At 68.6% G+C, this 24,442-nt stretch carries 21 protein-coding genes; 16 read left to right on the top strand and 5 right to left on the bottom strand.

Annotation, left to right across the window (positions count from 1 at the left end; genetic code table 11):
* The first annotated feature begins 26 nt into the window (after positions 1–26).
* The 3 genes from AB0I19_RS19720 to coaD are packed head-to-tail and all read left to right on the top strand — an operon-like array spanning position 27 to position 4,477.
* On the top strand, positions 27–3,425 hold the full coding sequence (locus AB0I19_RS19720; RefSeq protein ID WP_357150445.1) for a pyruvate carboxylase: 3,399 nt from the start codon (positions 27–29) through the stop codon (positions 3,423–3,425).
* Complete coding sequence (gene rsmD / locus AB0I19_RS19715) at positions 3,422–3,985, top strand: 16S rRNA (guanine(966)-N(2))-methyltransferase RsmD (RefSeq protein ID WP_357150444.1); 564 nt, start codon at positions 3,422–3,424, stop codon at positions 3,983–3,985. The genes AB0I19_RS19720 and rsmD overlap by 4 nt, the downstream gene beginning before the upstream one ends.
* A gap of 3 nt (positions 3,986–3,988) precedes the next feature.
* Entirely contained in the window at positions 3,989–4,477 is a 489-nt protein-coding gene (gene coaD / locus AB0I19_RS19710; RefSeq protein WP_357150443.1) for a pantetheine-phosphate adenylyltransferase, read from the top strand.
* Here coaD and AB0I19_RS19705 read toward each other — a convergent pair.
* On the bottom strand, positions 4,474–4,914 hold the full coding sequence (locus AB0I19_RS19705) for a GtrA family protein (RefSeq protein ID WP_357150442.1): 441 nt from the start codon (positions 4,912–4,914) through the stop codon (positions 4,474–4,476). The genes coaD and AB0I19_RS19705 overlap by 4 nt on opposite strands.
* 282 nt (positions 4,915–5,196) lie before the next feature.
* On the opposite strand from AB0I19_RS19705, the gene AB0I19_RS19700 reads away from it, so the two are divergent.
* The 10 genes from AB0I19_RS19700 (at position 5,197) to AB0I19_RS19655 (ending at position 15,547) form a co-directional block, all read left to right on the top strand.
* The gene (locus AB0I19_RS19700) at positions 5,197–5,970 is read left to right on the top strand and encodes a DivIVA domain-containing protein (protein WP_067493372.1); all 774 of its coding nucleotides are present in this window, start codon (positions 5,197–5,199) and stop codon (positions 5,968–5,970) included.
* Positions 5,971–6,046: 76 nt separating this feature from the next.
* Positions 6,047–6,733 carry a DUF177 domain-containing protein gene (locus AB0I19_RS19695; protein ID WP_067493375.1) on the top strand — a complete coding sequence of 229 codons (687 nt, stop codon included), beginning with the start codon at positions 6,047–6,049 and terminating at the stop codon, positions 6,731–6,733.
* 2 nt (positions 6,734–6,735) lie between these two features.
* Positions 6,736–6,918, top strand: a complete 183-nt coding sequence (gene rpmF, locus AB0I19_RS19690; protein WP_022565580.1) for a 50S ribosomal protein L32 — start codon at positions 6,736–6,738, stop codon at positions 6,916–6,918.
* Between the two features lie 22 nt (positions 6,919–6,940).
* A complete protein-coding gene (rnc, locus tag AB0I19_RS19685; protein WP_225279164.1) occupies positions 6,941–7,660 on the top strand; it encodes a ribonuclease III in 720 nt (239 codons plus the stop codon).
* 1 nt (position 7,661) lies between these two features.
* On the top strand, positions 7,662–8,570 hold the full coding sequence (gene mutM, locus AB0I19_RS19680; RefSeq protein ID WP_357150441.1) for a bifunctional DNA-formamidopyrimidine glycosylase/DNA-(apurinic or apyrimidinic site) lyase: 909 nt from the start codon (positions 7,662–7,664) through the stop codon (positions 8,568–8,570).
* A gap of 61 nt (positions 8,571–8,631) precedes the next feature.
* Positions 8,632–9,213: a dihydrofolate reductase family protein gene (locus tag AB0I19_RS19675; protein ID WP_067636794.1), complete on the top strand. Its 582-nt coding sequence runs from the start codon at positions 8,632–8,634 to the stop codon at positions 9,211–9,213.
* 2 nt (positions 9,214–9,215) lie between these two features.
* Positions 9,216–10,244, top strand: coding sequence for a PHP domain-containing protein (locus AB0I19_RS19670; protein ID WP_357150440.1), 1,029 nt, complete (start codon positions 9,216–9,218; stop codon positions 10,242–10,244).
* Positions 10,245–10,330: 86 nt separating this feature from the next.
* The gene (locus AB0I19_RS19665; protein ID WP_357150439.1) at positions 10,331–11,875 is read left to right on the top strand and encodes a substrate-binding domain-containing protein; all 1,545 of its coding nucleotides are present in this window, start codon (positions 10,331–10,333) and stop codon (positions 11,873–11,875) included.
* Between the two features lie 373 nt (positions 11,876–12,248).
* Positions 12,249–13,412 (top strand): glycosyltransferase family 4 protein, encoded by a 1,164-nt coding sequence (locus tag AB0I19_RS19660; RefSeq protein WP_357150602.1) that lies wholly within the window; start codon positions 12,249–12,251, stop codon positions 13,410–13,412.
* Positions 13,409–15,547 (top strand): glycogen debranching N-terminal domain-containing protein, encoded by a 2,139-nt coding sequence (locus tag AB0I19_RS19655; RefSeq protein WP_067493389.1) that lies wholly within the window; start codon positions 13,409–13,411, stop codon positions 15,545–15,547. Before AB0I19_RS19660 ends, AB0I19_RS19655 begins: the two co-directional genes overlap by 4 nt.
* A 44-nt stretch (positions 15,548–15,591) precedes the next feature.
* Here AB0I19_RS19655 and AB0I19_RS19650 read toward each other — a convergent pair whose 3' ends face one another.
* From AB0I19_RS19650 to AB0I19_RS19635, 4 genes are all read right to left on the bottom strand, one after another.
* Positions 15,592–16,461, bottom strand: a complete 870-nt coding sequence (locus tag AB0I19_RS19650) for a potassium-transporting ATPase subunit C (RefSeq protein ID WP_357150438.1) — start codon at positions 16,459–16,461, stop codon at positions 15,592–15,594.
* Position 16,462: 1 nt separating this feature from the next.
* Positions 16,463–18,589 carry a potassium-transporting ATPase subunit KdpB gene (gene kdpB / locus AB0I19_RS19645; protein ID WP_357150437.1) on the bottom strand — a complete coding sequence of 709 codons (2,127 nt, stop codon included), beginning with the start codon at positions 18,587–18,589 and terminating at the stop codon, positions 16,463–16,465.
* A gap of 1 nt (position 18,590) precedes the next feature.
* The gene (gene kdpA / locus AB0I19_RS19640) at positions 18,591–20,264 is read right to left on the bottom strand and encodes a potassium-transporting ATPase subunit KdpA (protein WP_357150436.1); all 1,674 of its coding nucleotides are present in this window, start codon (positions 20,262–20,264) and stop codon (positions 18,591–18,593) included.
* Positions 20,265–20,346: 82 nt separating this feature from the next.
* Complete coding sequence (locus AB0I19_RS19635) at positions 20,347–20,445, bottom strand: potassium-transporting ATPase (protein ID WP_357150435.1); 99 nt, start codon at positions 20,443–20,445, stop codon at positions 20,347–20,349.
* A gap of 130 nt (positions 20,446–20,575) precedes the next feature.
* Here AB0I19_RS19635 and AB0I19_RS19630 point away from each other — a divergent pair, with 130 nt between their 5' ends.
* From AB0I19_RS19630 to AB0I19_RS19620, 3 genes are all read left to right on the top strand, one after another.
* On the top strand, positions 20,576–23,098 hold the full coding sequence (locus tag AB0I19_RS19630) for a sensor histidine kinase KdpD (RefSeq protein WP_357150434.1): 2,523 nt from the start codon (positions 20,576–20,578) through the stop codon (positions 23,096–23,098).
* A gap of 4 nt (positions 23,099–23,102) precedes the next feature.
* Entirely contained in the window at positions 23,103–23,843 is a 741-nt protein-coding gene (locus tag AB0I19_RS19625) for a response regulator (protein WP_357150433.1), read from the top strand.
* 149 nt (positions 23,844–23,992) lie between these two features.
* The gene (locus AB0I19_RS19620; RefSeq protein ID WP_067636773.1) at positions 23,993–24,439 is read left to right on the top strand and encodes an OsmC family protein; all 447 of its coding nucleotides are present in this window, start codon (positions 23,993–23,995) and stop codon (positions 24,437–24,439) included.
* The last annotated feature ends 3 nt before the right edge of the window (positions 24,440–24,442 follow it).

The raw sequence follows: 24,442 nt of genomic DNA, 5'->3' as shown, positions 1-24,442 counted from the left end.
TCGATGCGGCCGGGTACCGTGGTCCAATGTTCTCGAAAGTCTTGGTCGCCAATCGCGGTGAGATCGCTATCCGTGCCTTCCGCGCGGCCTACGAACTCGGCATCGGAACGGTCGCGGTCTTCCCGCACGAGGACCGCAACTCCGTCCACCGGCTGAAGGCGGCCGAGTCGTATCAGATCGGCGAGGAGGGGCACCCGGTCCGGGCGTACCTCTCGATCGAGGCGATCATCGACGCGGCCAAGAGCGCGGGCGCCGACGCCATCTACCCCGGTTACGGATTCCTGTCGGAGAACCCGGACCTCGCCGCGGCCTGCGCACGCGAGGGCATCACCTTCATCGGCCCGTCGGCCCAGGTGCTGGAGATGGCGGGCAACAAGGCGACCGCGATCGAGGCCGCCCGGGCCGCCGGTCTGCCGGTGCTGAAGTCGAGCGAACCGAGCGCCGACATCGACGAGCTGCTCGCCGCGTCCGAGCAGCTCGAGTACCCGATCTTCGTCAAGGCCGTGGCCGGTGGTGGCGGGCGCGGTATGCGCCGGGTCGCCGCGCCGGAGCAGCTGCGCGAGTCGATCGAAGCGGCCTCGCGCGAGGCCGAGTCGGCTTTCGGCGACCCGACGGTGTTCCTCGAGCAGGCGGTGGTGAACCCCCGCCACATCGAGGTGCAGATCCTGGCCGACCAGCACGGCAATGTGATGCATCTGTTCGAGCGCGACTGCTCGCTGCAGCGTCGCCACCAGAAGGTCATCGAGCTCGCGCCCGCCCCGAACCTCGACCCGGCGCTGCGCGAGCGGATCTGCGCCGACGCCGTCGCCTTCGCCCGCCAGATCGGGTACAGCAACGCGGGCACCGTCGAGTTCCTGCTCGACGAGCGCGGCAACCACGTGTTCATCGAGATGAACCCGCGCATCCAGGTGGAGCACACGGTGACCGAGGAGATCACCGATGTCGACCTGGTCCAGTCGCAGTTGCGCATCGCCGCCGGGGAAACCCTCGCCGACCTCGGCCTGAGCCAGGACAAGGTGGCGATCCGCGGCGCCGCGCTGCAGTGCCGCATCACCACCGAGGACCCGGCCAACGGTTTCCGTCCCGACACCGGGCGCATCACCGCCTACCGCACGCCCGGCGGCGCGGGCATCCGTCTCGACGGCGGCGCGAACCTGGGCGCGGAGATCGGTGCCTACTTCGACTCCATGCTGGTCAAGCTCACCTGCCGTGGCCGCGACCTGCCCGCGGCCGCCGCTCGTGCGCGCCGCGCGTTGGCCGAGTTCCGCATCCGTGGCGTGACGACCAATATCCCGTTCCTGCTGTCGGTGCTCGACGACCCCGATTTCCAGGCGGGCCGGGTGACCACCTCGTTCATCGACGAGCGACCGGAGCTGCTCACCTCGCGCGGGTCGGCCGACCGTGGCACCAAGATCCTGACCTACCTGGCCGATGTCACCGTCAACAAGCCCAACGGTGACCGCCCGACCACGGTGTACCCCTACGACAAGCTGCCCGCCGTCGACCTGACGGTGCCGCCGCCGGACGGTTCGCGCCAGCGTCTGCTCGCCCTCGGACCGGAAGGTTTCGCGAAGGCCCTGCGCGAGCAGAAGGCCGTCGGCGTCACCGACACCACCTTCCGCGACGCGCATCAGTCGCTGCTCGCCACCCGGGTGCGCACCAACGGCCTGCTCGGTGTGGCGGGCCACGTCGCCCGGCTCACCCCCGAGCTGCTGTCGATCGAGGCGTGGGGCGGCGCGACTTACGATGTGGCGCTTCGCTTCCTGCACGAGGATCCGTGGGAGCGCCTCGCCGCGCTGCGCGAGGCGGTGCCGAACATCTGTCTGCAGATGCTGCTGCGCGGCCGCAATACCGTCGGCTACACGCCGTACCCGGAGCAGGTGACGCGGGCGTTCGTGTCCGAGGCCGCCACCACCGGCATCGACATCTTCCGCATCTTCGACGCGCTCAACAATGTCGACCAGATGCGCCCGGCCATCGACGCGGTCCGTGAGACCGGCACCTCGATCGCCGAGGTCGCCATGTCCTACACCGGCGACCTGCTCAACCCCGACGAGCAGCTCTACACGCTCGACTACTACTTGAAGCTGGCCGAACAGATCGTCGACGCGGGCGCCCACGTCCTGGCCATCAAGGACATGGCCGGCCTGCTGCGCGCACCGGCGGCCGCGAAGCTGGTCACCGCGTTGCGCAGCAACTTCGATCTGCCCGTGCACGTGCACACCCACGACACACCCGGCGGTCAGCTCGCCACCTACCTCGCCGCCTGGCAAGCCGGTGCCGACGCGGTCGACGGTGCGAGCGCCGCGATGGCGGGTACCACCTCGCAGCCCGCGCTGTCGGCGATCGTCGCCGCGGCCGCGCACACCGAGCGCGATACCGGCCTGAACCTGCAGAACGTGTGCGATCTCGAGCCGTACTGGGAGGCGCTGCGCAAGGTGTACGCGCCGTTCGAGTCGGGTCTGCCCGCACCGACCGGTCGCGTGTACACCCACGAGATCCCCGGCGGTCAGCTGTCGAACCTGCGTCAGCAGGCGATCGCGCTCGGTCTCGGTGACCGGTTCGAGGAGGTCGAGGCCAAGTACGCGGCGGCCGACCGGCTCCTCGGCCGCCTCATCAAGGTGACGCCGTCGTCGAAGGTCGTCGGCGATCTGGCCCTCGCCCTGGTCGGTTCCGGCGTCGACATCGAGGACTTCGCCGCCGACCCCGGCCGCTACGACATCCCGGACTCGGTGATCGGGTTTCTGCGCGGCGAACTCGGCGAACCGGCCGGTGGCTGGCCCGAACCGTTCCGCAGCAAGGCGCTGGCCGGGCGCAACGAACCCAAGCCGGAGACCCCGCTGAGCCCGGCCGACCAGCAGGCCCTCGACGGCTCGTCCGAGGAGCGTCGCGCCACCCTCAACCGGCTGCTGTTCCCCGGCCCGACCGCTGAATTCCTGGCCCATCGCGACAAGTACGGCGATACCACCGGCCTGTCGGAGAACCAGTTCTTCTACGGTCTGCGCCGCGGCGAGGAGCACCGGGTGCAGCTGGAGAAGGGCGTCACCCTGCTCATCGGCCTGGAAGCCATCTCCGAGCCGGACGAGAAGGGCATGCGCACGGTCATGTGCATCATGAACGGGCAGCTGCGCCCGATCGCGGTGCGTGACCGGTCAGTCGCCTCCGAGGTACCTGCCGCCGAGAAGGCCGACAAGAACAACGCCGGTCACATCGCGGCACCGTTCGCCGGTGTGGTGACCCTCGCGGTGACCGAGGGCGACACCATCAACGCCGGTGACACCGTCGGCACCATCGAGGCCATGAAGATGGAAGCGGCCATCACCGCGCCGCGCGCCGGCGTGGTCCGGCGCATCGCCACCGCCAAGGTGCAGCAGGTCGAAGGTGGGGATCTGCTGGTGGAACTGGCCGCGCGCGAGTCGGAATGACCCGCATCATCGCCGGTGTGGCCGGCGGGCGGCGCCTCGCGGTGCCGCCCGTCGGTACCCGGCCCACCTCCGACCGGGTGCGTGAGGCGCTGTTCAGCGCGATCGACGCCCGGCTCGATCTCGACGGCGCGCGGGTACTCGACCTGTACGCCGGATCGGGTGCGCTCGGGTTGGAAGCCCTCTCGCGCGGAGCGTCCCAGGCGCTACTGATCGAGGCCGATCGCAAGGCTGGTGCGGTGGTGCGCGCCAATATCGCCGAGCTGAACCTGCCCGGCGCCGAACTGCGGCTCGGCAGCGTCTCCTCGGTACTGGCGCGTCCGGCTCCCGTGGCGTACGACGTGGTGTTCTCCGACCCGCCCTACGACGTGAGCACCGACGACGTCACCGCCGACCTGCGTGCCCTCGCCGAACACGGCTGGCTCGCACCCGAGGCGCTCGTGGTGGTGGAACGTTCCATCCGATCGCCCGAAATCACCTGGCCCGCAGGGTATTCGGTGCTGAAGGCACGTAAATACGGGGAGACGAGGATCGAGCTCGCCGAGTTCGGTGCTAGCGTCTGAGCTATGGCTGCTGCAGCACTGTGCCCCGGTTCCTTCGACCCGGTCACCAACGGTCACCTCGACGTGTTCACCCGCGCCGCCGCGCAATTCGACGAGGTCATCGTCACCGTGATGGTGAACCCCAAGAAGCAGGGCATGTTCACCGTCGAGGAGCGCATGGAACTGCTGCGTGAATCGGTGGCGCACCTGCCCAACGTGCGCGTCGCGTCGTGGCAGGGGCTGCTGGTGGACTTTGCCAAGGAGGAGGGCGTCAGCGCGATCGTCAAGGGTCTGCGTGACGCGGGTGACTTCGGCTACGAACTGCAGATGGCCCAGATGAACCACAAGCTGGCGGGCGTGGACACCTTCTTCATCGCCACCAACCCGTCACTGAGCTTCCTGTCCAGCTCTCTGGTGAAGGAAGTGGCGGCGTACGGCGGCGACGTCACCGACATGCTCCCCCCGGCCGTCCACAAGCGTCTCCTCGACCGCCTGGCCGAGCGACGCGCCTAGAAGACGAAGCCCCGTAGCGCCAGGAAGCGCAGACCGCCGACGGCGGCGGTGATGGTGAGGACGGCCAGCGCTTGGGCGACATCGCCGAGACCGGGGGCCCAGACGCCGAGCGCGCCCAGGCTCGCCGTCGTGATGACCAGCCCGAGCAGGGCGAGCCCACCACCTTCCCACTGCGCGGTGAACCAGCCGACGCGATCGGCGGCGTGGAAGGTGAGCTGACGGTGCAGTTCGTTGGCGATCACGGTGCTCACGATCGAGCCGACCACATTGGCCACCAGCGGGCCCGTGCCGATCATCGCGAAGAACAGCAGCACGTAGGCGATATTGCTGGCGCCGCCGACCAGGGCGAAGCGGATGAGCTGGGGGAAGGCGCGGTCGTCACGCACATAGCGCAGCGCGCGGTCGAGGCGCGGGCGGACCGCGGGCGGTGTGGGCATCGTCGTGGGATACGGAGCGAACCAGGGTGTGAAAACACTCGTCACCGGATACTTCGGTGTTTCCAGGACGGTCATGATCGCTCCGATCGCGGTACAGGCGTCGACGCCGTTGTCGTGCCCTTCGATCGTAGCGAAGTGGAGGGTTGCACTCCACTTGATATTCGTGCGATCTCGGACACTGTCGCGACACACCGCGCCGACATTCGGCACACCGGCCGATCACGGGCAGACTGGGCACGGCGGTAGCCGTTTTCGCCGTGAGTCCGCAGGAGGGTAGTGAGCATGTATCGCGTATTCGAAGCACTCGACGAGCTCGTCGCCATCGTCGAGGAGGCGCGCGGCATCCCGCCGACCCGCAGCTGCATCGTGCCCCGAGGTGATGTCCTCGAACTCCTCGACGACGTCCGTGACGCCCTGCCCGGCGAACTCGACGACGCCCAGGACGTACTCGACCACCGCGACAAGATCGTCGGCGACGCCCGCGCGGGCGCCGAGACCACCATCACCTCCGCCAACGAGCAGGCCCGCACCACCGTCGAGGACGCTCGCGCCGAGGCCGACCGGATCCTGGCCGACGCCAAAGCCCACGCCGACCGCATGGTCGCCGAGGCCACCGCGCACGCCGACCGGCTCGTCGCCGCCGCCCAGGCCGAGGCCGACCAGGTGGTCGCCGACGGCAACGCCGAATACGACGAACTCACCGGCCGCGCCCAGATCGACGCCGACCGGGCCATCGAGGCGGGTAAGGCCTCCTACGAACGCTCGGTCGCCGACGGTGAGGCCGAGCAGGCCCGGCTGGTCTCGCAGACCGAGGTGGTGCGGGCCGCACACGCCGAGTCCGCGCGCCTGATCGACGAGGCGCAGGCAGAGTCCGACCGGGTCCGCGCCGAATGCGACGAATACGTCGATCAGCGGATGGCCGAATTCGACGGCAAACTCGCCGCACTCGAGGAGACGCTCACCACCACCCGGCGCACGATCACCCGGGGCCGCAGGCACATGCGCGGCGCTCCGGCGCCCGACTATCCCGAATACGCCGCCGAGCACCGCCGGTGACGTTTTGAATTCGGGCGGGGTCCTGCATTACTGTTGAGTGGTTGCCCACGATCCCCTCAGCAGAAGTGAGTTTGTGATGTCCGCCCGTTCCGGTTCGCCTTCGCGTCCGCACAAGACCAGCAACGGTCCTGTGTCCGACGCGGGTTTCGTGCTGGATGTCCGCAATCTCGGCCGTCGGCCGGGAACCATGCGGGAGGTGCGGCGCACCGCCACCGAGCACGAGCGGATGGGTCTCGACCTGATCGCCATCCCGGCCGACGCCGAGGTGGACCTCGACCTGCAGTTGCAGGCCGTCTCGGAGGGTGTGCTGGTCACCGGCACGGTGTCCGGGCCGACGGTCGGGGAGTGCTCGCGCTGCCTCGAGCCGTTCGAGGACCGGGTCGAGGTTCGTCTGACGGAACTGTTCGCGTATCCGGACAGCAAGACCGAGCAGACGACCGAGGACGCCGAGGTCTACCGCATGGAAGACGACCTCATCGACCTCGAGCCGGTGATTCTCGACGCCATCGGGCTGGAGCTTCCGCTGCAGCCGCTGTGCACGCCGGACTGCGCGGGCCTGTGCCCCGAATGCGGTGTGCGGATGGCGATTGCCGGTCCCGATCATGGGCATGAGATACTGGATCCCCGCTGGGCCAAGTTGGCATCGTTCGCCACCGAGGCGCCCGGCACCGGCGATCCCGCCGAGGGTTCCACCCCCCAAGACCGATCCGCTCCCGGGGCAGACGACGCCCGTGTGGTCAGCGAAAACCAAGAGGAGAAGTAGCCGTGGCTGTTCCCAAGCGCCGGATGTCCCGTTCCAACACCCGGTCGCGGCGCAGCCAGTGGAAGGCCGTCGCGCCGACCCTGGTCACCTGCCCGAACCGTGCCTGCGGTGAGAAGACCCTCCCGCACATCGCGTGCCCGTCCTGCGGTACCTACAAGGGCCGCCAGGTCACCGCTGCTGTCTGATCGTCCGATCAAACGTAGCGACGTGACCGATCACGCCAGTCTCCTCGCCGCCCTCGGTGTCGACGTACGACCGGAGCTTCTGCGCCTCGCGCTGACGCACCGGTCGTACGCGTACGAGAACGGTGGCCTGCCGACCAACGAGCGCCTGGAATTCCTCGGCGACTCGGTGCTCGGCCTGAGCATCACCGAACGCCTCTACACCGAGCACCCGGAGAAGTCCGAGGGTGAACTCGCGAAGCTGCGCGCCAGTGTGGTGAACATGCACGCGCTCGCCGAAGTGGCGCGTGGCCTCGGCGACGGCGGACTCGGTCAATACCTGCTGCTCGGCAAGGGCGAAGAGCTCACCGGCGGCCGCGACAAGCCGAGCATCCTCGCCGACGGCATGGAGTCGCTGCTCGGTGCGGTGCACCTCGAGCACGGCATCGAGGTCGCGCGTGGTGTGGTGCTTCGCCTGTTCGCCGATCTCCTCGAGCGCGGTCCACGCATGGGCGCGGGCCTCGACTGGAAGACCAGCTTGCAGGAACTCACCGCCGAACGCGGTCTCGGCGTGCCCGCCTACGAGATCACCTCCACCGGCCCGGATCACAACAAGGAGTTCACCGCCACCACGGTGATCGCCGGGAATCCGTACGGTTCGGGTGTCGGCCGCTCCAAGAAGGAAGCCGAGCAGAAGGCCGCCGGTGCCGCCTACAAGGCGCTCACCGAGAAGACCGCCGCCGCGGACGAAGCCGCCCAAGCCTGACGTGCCGGAACTTCCCGAAGTCGAGGTGGTGCGGCGCGGTCTGGCCGAGCACGCCGTCGGCCGGGTGATCAAGGACGTGACCGTCACCCATCCGCGTGCTGTGCGCAGGCATGTGGCGGGTCCGGCCGACCTGTCCGCGCAGCTCACCGGGCTGCGCATCGACGCCGCCCACCGTCGCGGCAAATATCTCTGGCTCACCTTCGACACGCCCCGGCCACACCGGACCGACAGCGGCGACCCAGCGTCGGCAACCGGAATGGACCTGGCCCTGGTCGTGCATCTTGGGATGAGCGGTCAGATGTTGGTTCAGCCCGCCGCCGCACCGGTCGAGAAGCACGCCCACATTCGGGCCGTCCTCGACGACGGCGCCGAACTGCGGTTCGTCGATCAGCGCACGTTCGGCGGGTGGTCGCTGGCCGGTCTCGTCGAGGTCGACGGAAGCGTCGTCCCCGACACCGTCGCCCACATCGCCCGCGACCCGCTCGATCCGCGTTTCGATCGCGAAGCCGTCGTCGTCGCGATCCGGGCCAAGAACACCGAGATCAAACGGGTGCTGCTCGATCAGACCGTGGTCTCGGGCATCGGCAACATCTACGCCGACGAGGCCCTGTGGCGGGCCGGACTGCACGGCACCCGCATCGCCGCGAGCCTGACCCGCCCCGGGCTGCGCACCCTGCTCGACGCCGTCACCGCCGTGATGACCGAGGCACTGGCCGTCGGCGGTACCTCGTTCGACGCGCTGTATGTGAACGTGAACGGCGAATCCGGGTATTTCTCCCGGTCACTGGCCGCCTACGGCCGCGAGAACGAACCGTGCGACCGGTGCGGTGCGCTGCTGATCCGTGAGCAATTCATGAATCGCTCGTCGTTTTCCTGTCCGACGTGTCAGCGGAAGCCTCGTCGGTGCTGATCGCCGCGCGATACCGTTTCCCTGACAGATCTGCCGCAGGTGGGGTCCCAGGAGGACGGGTATGCGCAAGCTGACGTATTTCGTGGCATCGACGATCGACGGCTTCATCGCCGCCGAGGACGGGTCGGTGGATTTCTTCCCGGTGGGCGGTGATCACGTGCCATCGATCATCTCGCAATACCCGGAGACGCTGCCCACCAAGGTGCGCGAGGCGCGCGGGGTCGCGGCGGGCAATATCTACTTCGACACCGTCATCATGGGCCGCAAGGCCCACGACTTCGGGGTGCGCACCGGCACCGCGAGCCCGTACGAGCATCTGCGCCAGTTCGTCGTGTCGACCACGATGCCCGAGCCGCCCGCACCCGGTGTCGAGGTGATCTCGGGCGATCCGGTCGCGGCGGTGCGCGATCTCAAAAAGCAAGCAGGCCTGGGTATCTGGCTCTGCGGTGGCGGTGAACTCGCCCAGACCCTGCTGCCCGAGATCGACCAGGTGTTCCTGAAGCTGTATCCGGTGCTGCTCGGCACCGGCAGGCCGCTGTTCGGTGGGGGCATGAAACTGCCCGAGCCCGAACGCTTCCGGGTGATCACCAGCCGGGTGTATTCCGACGGTGTCGCCTTCCTCAAGTACGGCCGGATCCGGTAGCGATGACGGGCCTCGATCCGGTTGCCGCCCTGCGCGAGATCGCGTTCTGGCTCGAACGATCGCGCGCCCAGACCCATCGGGTGAAGGCCTACCGGCGGGCCGCCGACGTGGTCGAGGGGCTGTCGGAGGGCGAAAGAGCCTCGCGCGCGGCCGAACACAGCTGGCAGGACCTGCCCGGAATCGGGCCCAAGACCGCCACGGTCATCGAACAGGCCTGTGCCGGTGAGATCCCCGCCTACCTGGCCGACCTGCGCGCCGCCGCCGAACCCATCGGCCCCGCGGGCGAACCCCTGCGCACCGTGCTGCGCGGTGACCTGCACACCCACTCCGACTGGTCCGACGGCGGCAGCCCGATCGGCGAGATGATGCGCATGGCCGCCGCACTCGGCCACGAGTACTGCGCACTCACCGACCACTCCCCGCGATTGAAAGTCGCCAACGGGTTGTCGGCCGAACGGTTGCTTCGCCAGCTCGACGTGATCGCCGAACTCAACGACGAACTCGCCCCCTTCCGCATCCTCACCGGCATCGAGGTCGACATCCTCGACGACGGCACCCTCGACCAGCGCGCCGACCTGCTCGAACGGCTCGACATCGTGGTCGCCAGCGTGCACTCGCACCTGCGCGACGACAGCGCGACCATGACCAAACGCATGGTCTACGCCGTGGCCGACCCGAATGTCGATGTGCTCGGCCACTGCACCGGCCGGCTCGTGGAAGGCGGGCGCGGCACCCGCCCCGAATCCCAGTTCGACGCCGAACTCGTCTTCGAGGCGTGCCGCAAGTACGGCACGGCCGTGGAGATCAACAGCCGCCCCGAACGCCGCGACCCACCCGGGCGGCTGATCGACCTCGCCGTCGAGGTCGGCTGCTACTTCAGCATCGACACCGACGCCCACGCACCGGGCCAGTTGTCCTGGCAGGGCTACGGATGCGAACGTGCCGTCGCGCACGGGGTGACGGCGGATCGGGTCGTCAACACGTGGCCGCTGGACGACCTGCTCGCCTGGACGGCGGAATCCGGTGGGTGAAGGTTTGCCCAACAGCTGATGTCGGCGGCCGGCCAGCGGGTTTCCCTCTGATACAACTCGATTCGGACGAGTGGTGTGGGGGACTGGTGAACTTTCCGATCGAGATCGTGCTGTCGGTGCTCGGCGTGGTGGTCGCGGTCGCGACCTTCCTGCGGCAGTTCGTGTTCCCCGGTTACAAGCGCATCGGGTTCCGGGTGCAGATGGACACTCCGGTGACCGGTCAGATCCAGTTTCCCGCGCCGAGTTCGCCGGGCGAGGTCGATGTCACCGGGGCGTTGCGCAATCTGCAGACAGGGGCGCCCGGCGGCGACGACTTGGAACTGCACAAGTTGTCGCTGGCGCTGGTGCGCATCGAGAATGTCGGATCGCTGCCCATCGAAAAGGACGATTACGCCCTTGCCGACCCCGCACTTCCGAAAGCCGGTCTGCACCTGACATTCCCGGGCCGCCAGGTGGTCGCGGTCGCGGTCACGGAACTGGATGGCGTCTACGCGGGCAGCCTCGGGCCGGAGTCGGGAATAGGTTGGCGCAACGTCGATGCGGGCGACACGCTCGAAGGCATCGTCGACCTGCCGAAGGCGCCGATCGACCGTAAGGGCCACTACAAGATCCTCGCCGTACTGAACAACAAACGCGGGCTCGCCGCGTTCGACAAGCCGACGCTGACAGGCCTGCGCGGTAGTGCGCAGCAGGCGAAAACGACGCGCAGCGGTTCACAATCGTGGCCCTTGATCGCGCTCAGCATCTTCCTGCTGGTCCTCGTCCTTGTCCAGCTCGGCGTCGCCCTGACGCGCACCGACCCACCACCGAGCTACTGCGCCGACGGCAACCTCACCCTCGTCGGCTCCACCGCCATGGAGAAGATGGTCCGCGAGGTCGCCGAAAACTACGAAACCCACTGTTCCGGTGCCGACTTCACCTTCGATTTCGCCGGTACCAGCGACGGTCTGCGTGTCCTCGACAAACCGGAGCAAGCACCGAACACCGTCGCCATCGGTGAGGGCCCCAAACGCGACACCTTCCCCGACCTGTTCGAAACGCCCTTCGCGGTGGCGCCGTTCGCGGTCGTCACCCACCCGGACCTCGGCATCGCCGATCTGTCGACCGCGCAGATCCAGCGCCTGTTCCGCGGTGAGATCGACAACTGGCGAATGCTCGGTGGTCCGGATCTGCCCGTGGTCGTGGTGGATCGCCAGCACGGATCGGGGTCGCGGTTCGCCCTCGAAGCCCGGCTGCTCGACTGGCAGCGCCCCCTCTACCATCCCGAATTCTGTGCGGGCAGAGCACGACTGGTGCACTGCGAGGTCGGCTCGACCGGGGAGATGGCCGAGGTCGTCGCCGCGACGCCGGGCGCGGTGGGTTATCTCGAGGCGACGACCGTCGGCGAGGAGTTGCGCGCGGTGACCATCAACGGTCAGGCCGCGACCAAAACCCGTGTGGCCGACCGGAGCTACCCGTTCTACTCGGTGGAATTCGTCTTCCACGACTATCCGGGCGGCAACATGCCCGCCGGATCGCTGGCGGCCAAATTCGTCGACTATCTCGTCTATGGTGACGGGCGGCTCGTCGTCGCCGAATTCGGTGGCATCGCCTGCCTGGAGTTGGCCAAGCGATCAGAATGCGAACCGTAATCGAAGTGTGCTGATCGGTCGCTCAGTGCGCTACGGCCGCCGGTTGACCGCGGCGCGACTCGGCCGTGACAATTCTCTGTACGGCGTAGACCGGCCGTGACGGCGGAATCTGCTGTCGCGGCAGGGAATCGCGTACAACAAAACCAGCAACATGCTGGTTTACTTTCCGGTAGCGGGGTACGTTCCTTGACGGCCCCTCTGATCAGGCGGGCACCCCAGCGGTGCGCTCCGCGCCTGGCCAGGCCAACCATGCCCCATGGACGGCGGTGAAGCTCTCGGTCTCCACCCCGCCGAGGCGGCCATCTCTTGTTTCGCGCAAGTGTTGCGAGGTTGTGTCCCTGGAAGGAAGGTCATGAGTACAGATATGTCGGCAATGTCGCCGACCGGGTTCTCCAGTTCTGATCTCTATTCGATCGAGCACAATGGTGGCCCACTGCGAATTGCGATGGTCGTGCCACCGTATTTCGATGTTCCCCCCAAGGCGTACGGCGGGGTGGAAGCCGTTGTCGCCGAATTGGTCGATTCCCTGTGTGAGCGCGGCCACCACGTCACCCTGTTCGGTGCGGGCGAGGCCGGTACCAAAGCGAATTTCGTCCCGCTGTGGGACCGGATCGTGCCCGAGCGGCTCGGCGACCCGTTCCCGGAGGTGGTCCACGCGCTGCGCGTGCGCCGCGCGATCGAGCGACTGGCCGACACCGAGGGCATCGACCTCGTGCACGACCACACGTTCGCCGGACCGCTCAACGCTCCCGCCTACGCCAATCTCGGCCTGCCGACCGTGGTCACCGTCCACGGCCCCGTCCAGGACGACTGCTACCGCTACTACCGCGAACTCGGCGGGGAGTGCTCGCTGATCGCCATCAGCGATCGGCAGCGCGAACTGGCGCCGGATCTGGGCTGGGCCGGTCGCGTGCACAACGCGCTCCGCCCGGATCAGTGGCCCTTCCAGCCGGAGAAGGACAACTACGCGCTGTTCCTCGGCCGCTTCTCGATGGACAAGGGCCCGCACCTGGCCCTCGACGCCGCCCACGAGGCCGGTATCCCGCTGATCCTGGCGGGCAAGTGCTCCGAACCGCCGGAAATAGCCTACTTCGAGGAATACGTGCGCCCCCGGCTCACCGCGGACGATCATGTATTCGGCCTCGCCGACGCGACCGCCAAGCGTAAACTGTTGGCCGGAGCTCGGTGTCTGCTGTTCCCCATTCGCTGGGAGGAGCCGTTCGGCATGGTGATGATCGAGGCAATGGTCTGTGGCACACCGGTTGTCGCCCTGCGCGGCGGCGCGGTGAGCGAGGTGCTGATCGACGGTGTCACCGCGCGCATCTGCGAGGATCCCGCCGAACTGCCCGCCGCGATCCACGAGGTCGCCACCTACGACCCGGCTGCCTGCCGGGAGCACGTGGAGGCGAACTTCGGCGCCGACACCCTCGGCCGTGGCTACGAACAGGTGTACCGGGAAATTCTGGCGCGCACCACGATCGGATACGGCGGCGCCTTCGCGATGCCGTCCGTCGCGGCGACCACCGGGCGCGCATGAGCCACAGCGACGCGCAGCCGAGCCCGACTCCGCTGAACGCGGGTGAACCGGCCGGGCTCGGCGGCCACGGCGGCAATGTGACCCTGGTCGAGGGCGGCACCTTCTGCCTCTCGGACCGGCTCGGCGACGTGGAGCCGGGCAAACCACAGGGTTTGTTCTTCCGTGACGCACGGGTCATCTCGCGCTGGGAACTGCTGGTCGACGGCAAGAAGCCCGAGCCGCTGTCGGTGCTGAGCCCGGAAGCCTTCGCGGCGCGTTTCGTGCTGCGTAGGCCGCCCCAGGCGGGCATGGCCGACAGCACCCTGCTGGTGGTGCGCGACCGGCTCGTCGCCGAGGGCATGCACGAGGTGATCACCCTCGAGAACATGAGCCGCGAAGCCACCGCGGTCGTGCTCGAGGTGCACGTCGACGCCGACTTCGTCGACCTGTTCTCGGTGAAGGAGGGCCGTGCGGGCGGGCGCCGCGCGGAGATGACCACCGCCGACGGTGAACTGCTGCTGCACGACCGCGCCGACCTGGCGCGCGGGCTCGCCCTCACCTCGACGGTGGAGCCGATGGTGCTGCCCGGCACCATGATCTGGCGCATCGTCGTGCCCGCGGGCGGTCGCTGGCAGACCGAGATCGCGGCCCTGCCCGCAGGCGCGGCCCAGCGCCCGCCGATGCAGGGTTCGGTGGGCGAACGCTACCGGGCGAGCGAACCGGTGAAGAAGATCCAGGCCTGGCGGGCCACGGCCACCGACATCACCAGCGACTCCCTGATGCTCAACCGGATACTGCGGCGCAGCGAAAGCGATCTCGGCGCACTGCAGATCCACAGCGATTCCGGAACCGGCCGGCCGTTCGTCGCGGCGGGCGCGCCCTGGTTCATGACCCTGTTCGGTCGCGACTCGTTGCTCACTGCCTGGATGTCGCTGCCGCTGGAAACCGACCTCGCCCTCGGCACGCTGCAGCAGCTGGCCGAATTGCAGGGCGAGACAGTGGATCCGCTGGTCGAGGAGGAACCGGGCCGCATCATGCACGAGATGCGCCGTGGTCCGGCCGTCGGGCAGGTTCTCGGCGGCCAGATCTACTACGGCACGGTCGACGCCACCCCGCTGTTCGTGATGCTGCTCGCCGAATGTCTGCGCTGGGGCGCCGATCCCGCGTCGATCGCCACCCTGCTGCCCGCCGCCGACGCCGCCATCGGCTGGATCACCGATTTCGGTGACCGCGACGACGACGGTTTCGTCGAATATGTACGCGCCACCGACCGTGGACTCATCAACCAGGGCTGGAAAGACAGCTTCGACGGCATCAATTTCGCGAGCGGCCAGCTCGCGCAGGCGCCGATCGCGCTGTGCGAGGTGCAGGGGTACGTCTACGCGGCGCTGCTGGCGCGCGCCGAACTCGCCGACGCCTTCGACGACGAACCGCTGGCCCGCAAGATGCGCGAACGCGCCGTCGCCTTGCGCACGAAATTCGCCGAGCAGTTCTGGCTACCCCAGTGTGGTTGGTACGCCGTGGCCTTGGACGGCAACAAGCGCCAGGTCGACGCGCTCACCAGCAACGCGGCCCACTGCCTGTGGTCGGGAATCGCCACCGACGAGCACGCCGAGATCCTGATCCGGCACCTGTCCTCGCCGGAGATGGACTCCGGATTCGGTTTGCGCACACTGGCTTCCAACATGGGTGCCTACAACCCGATGAGCTACCACTGCGGTTCGGTGTGGCCGCACGACACGGCCATCGCGGTGGCCGGGCTCATGCGGTATCAGCACGTGCCGGGCGCGATCGAACTGGCCACCCAGCTCTCGGCCGGGCTGCTCGACGCGGCAGCGGCTTTCGACGGCCGCCTGCCGGAGCTGTTCTGCGGTTTCCCCCGTGGACGCTTCGCCGCACCCGTGCCGTACCCCACCTCCTGCTCCCCGCAGGCCTGGGCCAGCGCCGCGCCGCTGCTGCTCATCCGTTCCTTCGTCGGCATCGACCCGGACGTCCCCGCCAAGACCCTGACGGTCCGCCCGCGCGTCCCCGCCTCGTGGGGCATCGTGCGCCTGGCCGATTTCCGGCTCGGCACCGACACGATCGACATGGAAGTGCGTGGCACCGAGATACTCACCGCGAGCCTGCCCGAGGGTTGGGAACTGGTGATCGAATAGCGCGGCGATGCGCCGGGCACCCCGTGGTGCCCGGCGCATCCGTTTCAGCGCGACAGCGGGAACTGTTCGTCCAGTGCGAGATTGAGCTCGAGGACATGCACGCGTGGTTCACCGAGGAAGCCGAGCGTGCGGCCGTGGGTGTGCTCGGTGAGTACCGCGCGCACCTGCTCGGGGGAAATGCCGCGCGTCCGGGCCACCCGGTCGACCTGGATGGCGGCGTATTCGGGGGAGATGTGCGGGTCGAGGCCGCTGCCGCTCGCCGTCACCGCGTCGGCGGGCACCGCCGGGTGAGCCGGTGCGTCGCCGCGGAGGGGAACGAGCACACCCGTCGAGTAGTCCTCGCCGGTTCGCGCGCATTCCACCGCGACACCACGGAAGGTGGCGGTGAAGGGGCGCGTCGGACACGGCTCGTTGACGCTGACCACCCGCTCCGGCCGCGACACGTCACCGTCGGCATCGCGCGGACCGAGCACCGAGACAATCGCGCCCACCCCGCTTTCCGTGCAGAACTGGCGACGGCCGTCGACCCCCTCACGGTCGCCGACCTCCACGGAACGCGCGCAGACGGCGGTGAGCAGGCTGGTCCGGTCGGCCGTGTCGACGATGTCCTCCGGGCCGAGATTGCTCGCGGCGGAGGCGAGCGGGTCGTAGCCCTCGCCCGCCGCCGACGGACGGCTCTGGAAGTACTGGCCGAGGGCGGTGCCGTCGGCATCGGTGAACGCCTGCCCGATCAGGCTCGAGCCCACCAGCCTCCCGTCCCGCTCGACGAGCGATCCGGCGGCTCGGTGATCCAGACCGGGCAGCTGGGCGATCATGAAAACAGCCAGGGGATAGACGATTCCGGTGATCGCGGTGAGTACCAGCAGGGCACGCAGGGCGGCCAGGTGCTGGCGGAACCAGGTCGAAGTACGCATGTCAGGACATCCCGGGAAGGAGTTGGACGAACAGATCGATGACTTTGATGCCGAGGAACGGCGCGACGATGCCACCCAGCCCGTAGACGGTCAGGTTGCGGCGCAACAGGACCGAGGCGCTGCTCGGCCGGTATCCGACACCGCGCAGGGCCAACGGGATGAGTGCGACGATGACGATCGCGTTGAAGATCACCGCCGACAGGATCGCCGACTGCGGACTGGCCAACCGCATGATGTTCAGCGCGTCCAGGCCGGGGAATAGCGGCACGAACAGGGCCGGGATGATCGCGAAGTACTTGGCGATGTCGTTGGCGATGGAGAACGTGGTGAGCGCCCCACGGGTGATGAGCAGCTGTTTGCCGATCTCCACGATCTCGATCAGCTTGGTCGGATCCGAGTCCAGATCGACCATGTTGCCCGCCTCTTTGGCCGCCGAGGTGCCGGTGTTCATGGCCACGCCGACATCGGCCTGGGCCAGGGCGGGGGCATCGTTGGTGCCGTCGCCGGTCATCGCGACCAGGCGGCCGCCGTCCTGTTCCCTCTTGATGAGAGCGAGTTTGTCCTCCGGTGTCGCCTCGGCGAGGAAGTCGTCGACACCCGCTTCGTCCGCGATCGCCTTGGCGGTCAACGGGTTGTCGCCCGTGATCATCACCGTGCGGATGCCCATCCGCCGCATTTCGTCGAAGCGTTCCCGCATGCCCTGTTTGACCACGTCTTTGAGGTGGACGACGCCGAGCACGCGGGCGGTGCCGCCGTCGACCTCACCGACCATCAGTGGGGTTCCGCCGGACGCGGAAATACCGTCGACGATGGTGGACGCTTCGGCCGGTACCGAACCGCCTTGCGCGCGAACCCATTCGGCGACGGCACCGGCCGCGCCCTTGCGCAAGCGGCGCCCGTCGGCGAGATCGACGCCGGACATGCGGGTCTGGGCGGTGAACTCCACCCAGACCGCGCCTGGCAGTTCCCCCGCGCCGCGCTCCCGCATGTTGAACACTTCCTTGGCGAGGACGACGATCGATCGGCCCTCGGGGGTTTCGTCGGCCAGGCTCGACAACTGCGCCGCATCGGCCAGCTCGTCATCGAGAATGCCTGGCACGGTGACGAACTCGGCGGCCTGGCGGTTACCGAGGGTGATGGTTCCGGTCTTGTCCAGCAGCAGTGTGTTCACATCACCCGCCGCCTCCACCGCACGTCCCGACATGGCGAGCACATTGCGCTGCACCAGCCGGTCCATCCCGGCGATGCCGATGGCCGAGAGCAGGGCGCCGATGGTGGTGGGGATCAGGCAGACCAGTAGCGACACCAGCACGATGCCGGTGATGCCGTCGCCGTCCAGCGCCAGGGTGTCGGCCACGCCCGGGTTGTTGGACTTCGAGAAGATCGCCAGCGGCTGCAAGGTCGCGACCGCGAACACGAAGATGATCGTCAGCGCGGCCAGCAGGATGTTCAGCGCGATCTCGTTGGGCGTGCGCTGCCGGTTCGCGCCTTCCACCAGGGCGATCATCTTGTCGATGAAACTGGCGCCGGGTTCCTGGGTGACGCGGACGACGATGCGGTCGGAGAGCACGGTGGTGCCGCCGGTGACCGCCGAACGGTCGCCACCGGATTCACGGATCACCGGCGCCGATTCACCGGTGATCGCGGATTCGTCCACCGATGCGATGCCCTCGACCACATCGCCGTCGCCGGGAATCACCTGGCCGGCCTCCACCACCACGAAGTCACCGCGACGCAGTTCAGGGGCGGCGACCCGCTCCTCGACGATCGGGGCGCCCGGCGCCCAGTCGGTGAGCCGACGGGCGACGGTGTCGGTCTTGGCTTTTCGCAGACTCTCGGCCTGCGCCTTGCCGCGCCCCTCGGCGACGGCCTCGGCCAGATTCGCGAAGACCACCGTGAGCCACAGCCAGGCGACGACGGCCCAGGCGAAGAACGACGGTTCGGCGACCGCCAGCACGGTCGACCACGCCGCGCCGATCTCCACGATCAGCATGACCGGGTTCTTCCAGAGGCTGCGCGGGTCGAGTTTGCGGATCGCCTCGGGCAGCGCCGTGCGCAACAGCGTCGGGTCGAAAACGCCGCGGGCGGGCCGCTCGGTGCGCGGGGAAGCGAGGGTGGGAACGGACATGTCAGTGAATTCCTTCGGCGAGTGGCCCGAGCGCGAGGGCGGGCAGGAAGGTGAGCGCGACCAGGATCACCGTCACCCCCACCACCAGGCCGACGAACTGCGGCCGATGGGTCGGCAGGGTGCCGGCCGAGGAGGCGGGCGTGTGGCACTGCGCGGCCAGCGAACCGGCCAGCGCGAGCACGACGATGATCGGGACGAACCGGCCGAACAGCATGGCCAGTCCGAGCGCGGTGTTGAACCAGGTGGTGTTGCCGGACAGCCCGGCGAAGGCCGAACCGTTGTTGTTGGCGGCGGAGGTGAAGGCGTACAGCACTTCCGACAACCCGTGCGGTCCGCTGTTGAGCATGCTGTCGCGCGGCCCGGGCAGTGCCGTCGAGACCGACGTCCCGACCAGCACGATCAGCGGGCTCACCAGGAAGTACGTGGCGGCGAGCTTGATTTCGCGCGGCGTGATCTTCTTGCCGAGGTATTCCGGTGTGCGCCCGACCATCAGGCCCGCGACGAACACCGTGACGACGGCCAGGATCAGCATGCCGTAGAGGCCCGAACCCACCCCGCCGGGCGCGACCTCGCCCAGCTGCATGTTCACCATGGTCACCAGGCCACCGAGGCTGGTGTAGGAGTCGTGGAAGGAATTCACCGCACCGGTCGAGGTGAGGGTCGTCGCCCCGGCGAACACGGCCGAATCGGCCACGCCGAAGCGGGTTTCCACCCCTTCCATCGACGCACCGACGGCGGTGGGAACGGTTCCATGGTGTTGCAACTGGAACATGCTGAGCAACGAAACACTCACCAGCGCGATGGTTCCCATCACCGCGACGATCGCGTAGCCCTGCTTCGTGCTGCCGACCATGCGCCCGAAGGTGCGCGGCAGCGAGAACGCGATCAGCATCAGCGCGAAGATCTCCACGAAGTTCGTCCACGTGGTCGGGTTCTCGAACGGGTGCGCGGCATTGGCGTTGTAGAAACCGCCGCCGTTGGTGCCGAGTTCCTTGATCGCCTCCTGGCTCGCGACGGGACCGCCGGTGATCGTCTGCACACCGCCGCCGAGTGTCTGCGCCACCTGGTCGTGCAGGTGGAAGTTCTGGATCACCCCGCCTGCCACCAGCACGACCGCGACGACGAACGCGAGCGGCAGCAGGATGCGCACGGTGCCGCGCACCAGGTCGACCCAGAAATTGCCGAGCTCACCGGTGCGGTGGCGGGCGAAACCACGGACCAGCGCGACGGCCACCGCCATACCCACCGCCGCCGACACGAAGTTCTGCACGGTCAGCCCGGCCATCTGGACCAGATGCCCCTGGGTCGACTCGCCGGAATAGTTCTGCCAGTTGGTGTTGGTGACGAAACTGGCGGCGGTGTTCCACGCCAGCGCCGGGGTCATCTCGGTGCCCGGATTGTTCAGGTGCAGCGGCAGCGCGCCCTGGACCAGCTGGAAGAAGAACAAGCCGAGCACGCCGACGGCCGAGAAGGCCAGCACGCTGCGGGCGTACACCGGCCAGGTCTGCTCGACGTCGGGGTGCGCGCCGATCGCGCGGTAGATCAACCGCTCGGCACGGGAATGCCGCTCGCCGCTGTACACCCGGTACATGTAGTCACCGAGCGGCACGTGCGCCAGTGCCAGCGTGAGCACAAGGGCCGCGAGGAAGACGATCCCCGCTGTTGTCGTGGTCACTAGAACCTCTCGGGGAAGAGCAGGGCCGCCACCATGAACACGGCGACACCCGCGGCGAGCACCAGACCGACCAGATTCGCGATCACAGCTTCTCCAGCCCGCGCTGGATCAGGCCCAGCAGGGCGAAGACCGCCACGGTGAGCACCGTGAACACCACCACAGACATGTCCGACCTCCTCACGCCCCACCGTGGGGCGCCACGCCGAGTCAAGGCCCTCGGATGGGTGGCGCGGGCATTCCTTACGGATCCTTAGCGCGCTCCGGCGCCGCCTTTGCGGGTTGTTGACGGTGCCGCGGGCGATGATGAACCGGTGAAACGCGGTCGACTACGCATCTACCTGGGTGCCGCACCCGGCGTCGGCAAGACCTACGCCATGCTCGGTGAGGCACACCGGCGGCTCGAGCGTGGCCGCGACGTGGTGGCGGGCGTGGTGGAGACCCACGGGCGGGCGAAGACCGCCCAGCTGCTCGACGGGATCGAGCGGATCCCGCCGAAGGCGGTGCGTTACCGGGGCACCGAACTGCCCGAGCTCGATGTCGACGCGGTGCTCGCGCGCAGGCCCACCGTGGTGCTCGTCGACGAACTCGCCCACACCAACGCGCCGGGCAGTGCGCACGAAAAACGCTGGCAGGACGTGGAGGCGATTCTGGACGCGGGGATCGACGTCATCTCCACGGTGAACGTGCAGCACCTCGAGAGCCTCAACGATGTGGTCGCCCAGATCACCGGCATCGAACAGCGCGAGACCGTCCCCGACGCGGTGGTACGCGGGGCGGACCAGGTCGAACTCGTCGATCTGACACCGGAAGCATTGCGGCGCAGGCTTTCCCACGGCAACGTCTACGCCGCGGACAAAGTCGACGCGGCCCTACGGAACTACTTCCGTCCCGGAAACCTCACGGCCCTGCGCGAACTCGCGCTGCTGTGGCTGGCCGATCAGGTCGACGCGGCACTCGCGAAGTACCGGGCCGACCACGACATCACCGAGCTGTGGGAAGCGCGCGAACGCGTGGTCGTCGCGGTGACCGGTGGTCCCGAATCGGAGACCGTGGTGCGCCGGGCCGGACGGATCGCCTCGAAATCCAGCGCGGAACTCGTTGTGGTGCATGTGGTCCGGGGCGACGGTCTGGCCGGAGTGTCCGCGCAACGGCTGGCGCGGCTGCGCGAACTCGCCGCCGCGCTCGGCGCCTCACTGCACACCGTCACCGGCGACGACGTGCCGACCGCCCTGCTGGAATTCGCGCGCGAGGTCAACGCCACGCAGCTGGTCCTCGGCACCTCGCGGCGCTCGCGCTGGGCCCGGATGCTCGACGAGGGCATCGGCTCCACCGTGGTGCAACGCTCCGGCAAGATCGACGTGCACATGGTGACCCACGAGGAAGCCAACCGTGGGGTCCGGCGCAATCCGCTGCGAACACGCCAACCGGTTGTCGCCTGGGTGGCCGCCCTGCTCGTGCCCACGCTGGTGAGCGTGCTCTGCTGGGCGGTGCTCGACCGGCATCTGCAACTCGGTGGGCTCAGCGCGATGTTCTTCGTCGGGGTCGTCGCGGTCGCGTTGCTCGGTGGGGTGCTGCCCGCGATCGCCTCGGCCCTGCTGTCGGGACTGCTGCTGAACTGGTTCTTCACCACGCCGCGCTACAGCCTCACCATCGCCGAACCGGACAACTTCGTCACCGTGGTCGTGCTGTTGATCGTCGCGGTGGCGGTGGCGGCGCTCGTCGACCTCGCGGCGAAGCGAACCAGGCAGGCGCGCAAGGCCTCCCGCCAGGCCGAGCTGCTCACCCTGTTCGCGGGGGCGGTGCTGCACGGCGCCGACCTGCCGCGTCTGCTCGAACAGGTCCGCGAGGTCTACGGGCAACGCGCGGTGAGCCTGCGCTGCGGTGACGAAGTGATCGCCTCGGTCGGAGCCGACCCGCCGCATCGGATCGCCGACGCGGAGACCGCGATCGAAGCGGGCGACGCGACCGGCCTGCTGCTGCTGGCCGGGCATCCGCTCGATCCGGGGGAGCGGCCCGTACTCAACGCGGTGGCGAACCAGGCCGTCGGCTTGGTGCGTCAGCAGCGCCTCACCGAAGAGGCGGGGGCGGCGGCCGCGCTCCTCGAAGCCGACCGGTTGCGACGCGCGTTGCTGTCGGCGGTGAGCCACGACCTGCGCACACCGCTGGCCGGGGCCAAGGCGGCGGTGTCGAGTCTGCGCAGCGACGACGTGGAGTTCTCGCCCGAGGACACCGGCGAGCTGCTCGCGGCCATCGAGGAATCCGTCGACCAGCTCACCGCCCTCGTCGGCAACCTGCTCGATTCGTCGCGACTGGCGGTCGGGGTGGTCACCCCGCAGACGCGGCAGGTGTATCTGGACGAGGCGGTGCATCGGGCGCTGGTCAGCGTGGGGATGGGCACGAGGGGGCTGCGGCGCGCGGCGATGGACCGGGTGACGGTGGAGGTGGGCGAGCACTCGGTGTCGGCCGACAGCGGATTGCTCGAACGAGTACTGGCGAATCTGCTGGACAACGCCCTGCGCCACGCCGGACGCGACACACCCGTACGTGTGACCGCCGACCGCGTGGGCGACCGGGTCGTCGTCGCAGTCGTCGACACCGGGCCGGGCGTGCCCGCGGGCAGCGAGGAGCACCTGTTCGAACCGTTCCAACGGCTCGGGGACCGCGACAACACCACCGGCGTCGGCCTCGGACTGTCGGTGGTCCGCGGCTTCGCCGAGGCCATGGGCGGTACCGTCCACGCCGAACCCACGCCCGGCGGCGGCCTGACGGTGCTGCTCGACCTGCCTGCCGGTGCGCCTGCTTCGACCGCCCCCGCCGCGCGACTAGGAAAGTGAGGACATGAGCAACTCATCGGGGACGGACACGCCGCAGCCGGGCGATTCCCGGTCGACCGGGTCGGCCACCCGCGTGCTCGTGGTCGACGACGAACCGCAGATCGTGCGCGCGCTGCGGATCAACCTGTCGGTGCGCGGGTACGAGGTGTTCACCGCGGGCAACGGCGCCGCCGCGTTGCGCGTGGCCGCGGAGAAGCAGCCGCATGTGGTCATCCTCGACCTCGGCCTGCCCGATCTGGACGGGATCGAGGTGCTGGCCGGGCTGCGCGGGTGGACCTCGGCACCGGTGATCGTGCTCTCGGCGCGCACCGATTCGGCCGACAAGGTGGAGGCGCTCGACGCGGGCGCCGACGACTACGTCACCAAGCCGTTCGGGATGGACGAACTGCTGGCCCGGTTGCGGGCGGCGGTCCGGCGCGGTGCGGGTGCGGCCGACGAGTCGGAACCGGTGGTCGTCACCGACTCCTTCACCGTCGACCTGGCCGCCAAACAGGTCACCAAGAACGGCGCACCCGTCCACCTGACCCCCACCGAATGGGGAATGCTCGAGATGCTGGTCCGCCATCGCGGAAAACTGGTGGGCCGCAAGGAATTACTGCGCGAGGTATGGGGCCCGGCGTATGCCACCGAAACCCACTACCTGCGGGTCTATCTCGCCCAACTGCGCCGCAAACTCGAGGACGACCCCGCCCACCCCCGCCACCTGCTCACCGAACCAGGCATGGGCTACCGCTTCCAAGAATGACAGTCGGCGCGTGATTTCGTCAGCACATGGGTAACTCGTCGGGCACGTTCGTCCCTCGAGCCCCATTCACGCAGGTCCGGTACGTGACTTTCGCGGCACTTGCCGGTCGGCATGAGTCGCGGGGAGGCGGGCATGCCAGGATCAGATCCATGGCAGTTGAGCAGAACGCACCCGTGACCACCGCGCCCGTCGAACTGTGGGTCGAGCGCACCGGAACCCGGGCCTACACCGGACGCAGCAACCGTGGCGCCGAGGTACTGATCGCCTCGCAGGGTGTGCCCGGCGCGTTCACCCCCGGTGAGCTGCTGAAGATCGCCCTCGCCGCGTGCACCGGGCTCAGTTCCGACCTGCCGCTCTCGCGTCGCCTCGGCGACGACTTCGACGCGACCATCCGCGTCTCCGGCGACGCCGACCGCGAGAACGAGCTGTACCCGCAGCTCGACGAGGTGTTCGAGCTCGATCTGTCCGAACTCGACGAAGAGGCCCGCGAACGGCTGCTGGTCACCGTGCAGCGCGCCGTCGACAAGGTGTGCACCGTCGGCCGCACACTCAAGGCGGGCACCAAGGTGACCTTGAACTTCGACATCGACGCCTGACCC

This window comes from Nocardia sp. NPDC050413 (assembly GCF_040655475.1).
Lineage (GTDB): Bacteria > Actinomycetota > Actinomycetes > Mycobacteriales > Mycobacteriaceae > Nocardia > Nocardia coubleae.
The sequence above is the reverse complement of the archived record's forward strand: the minus strand, read 5'-3'. Positions and strand labels throughout refer to the sequence as shown.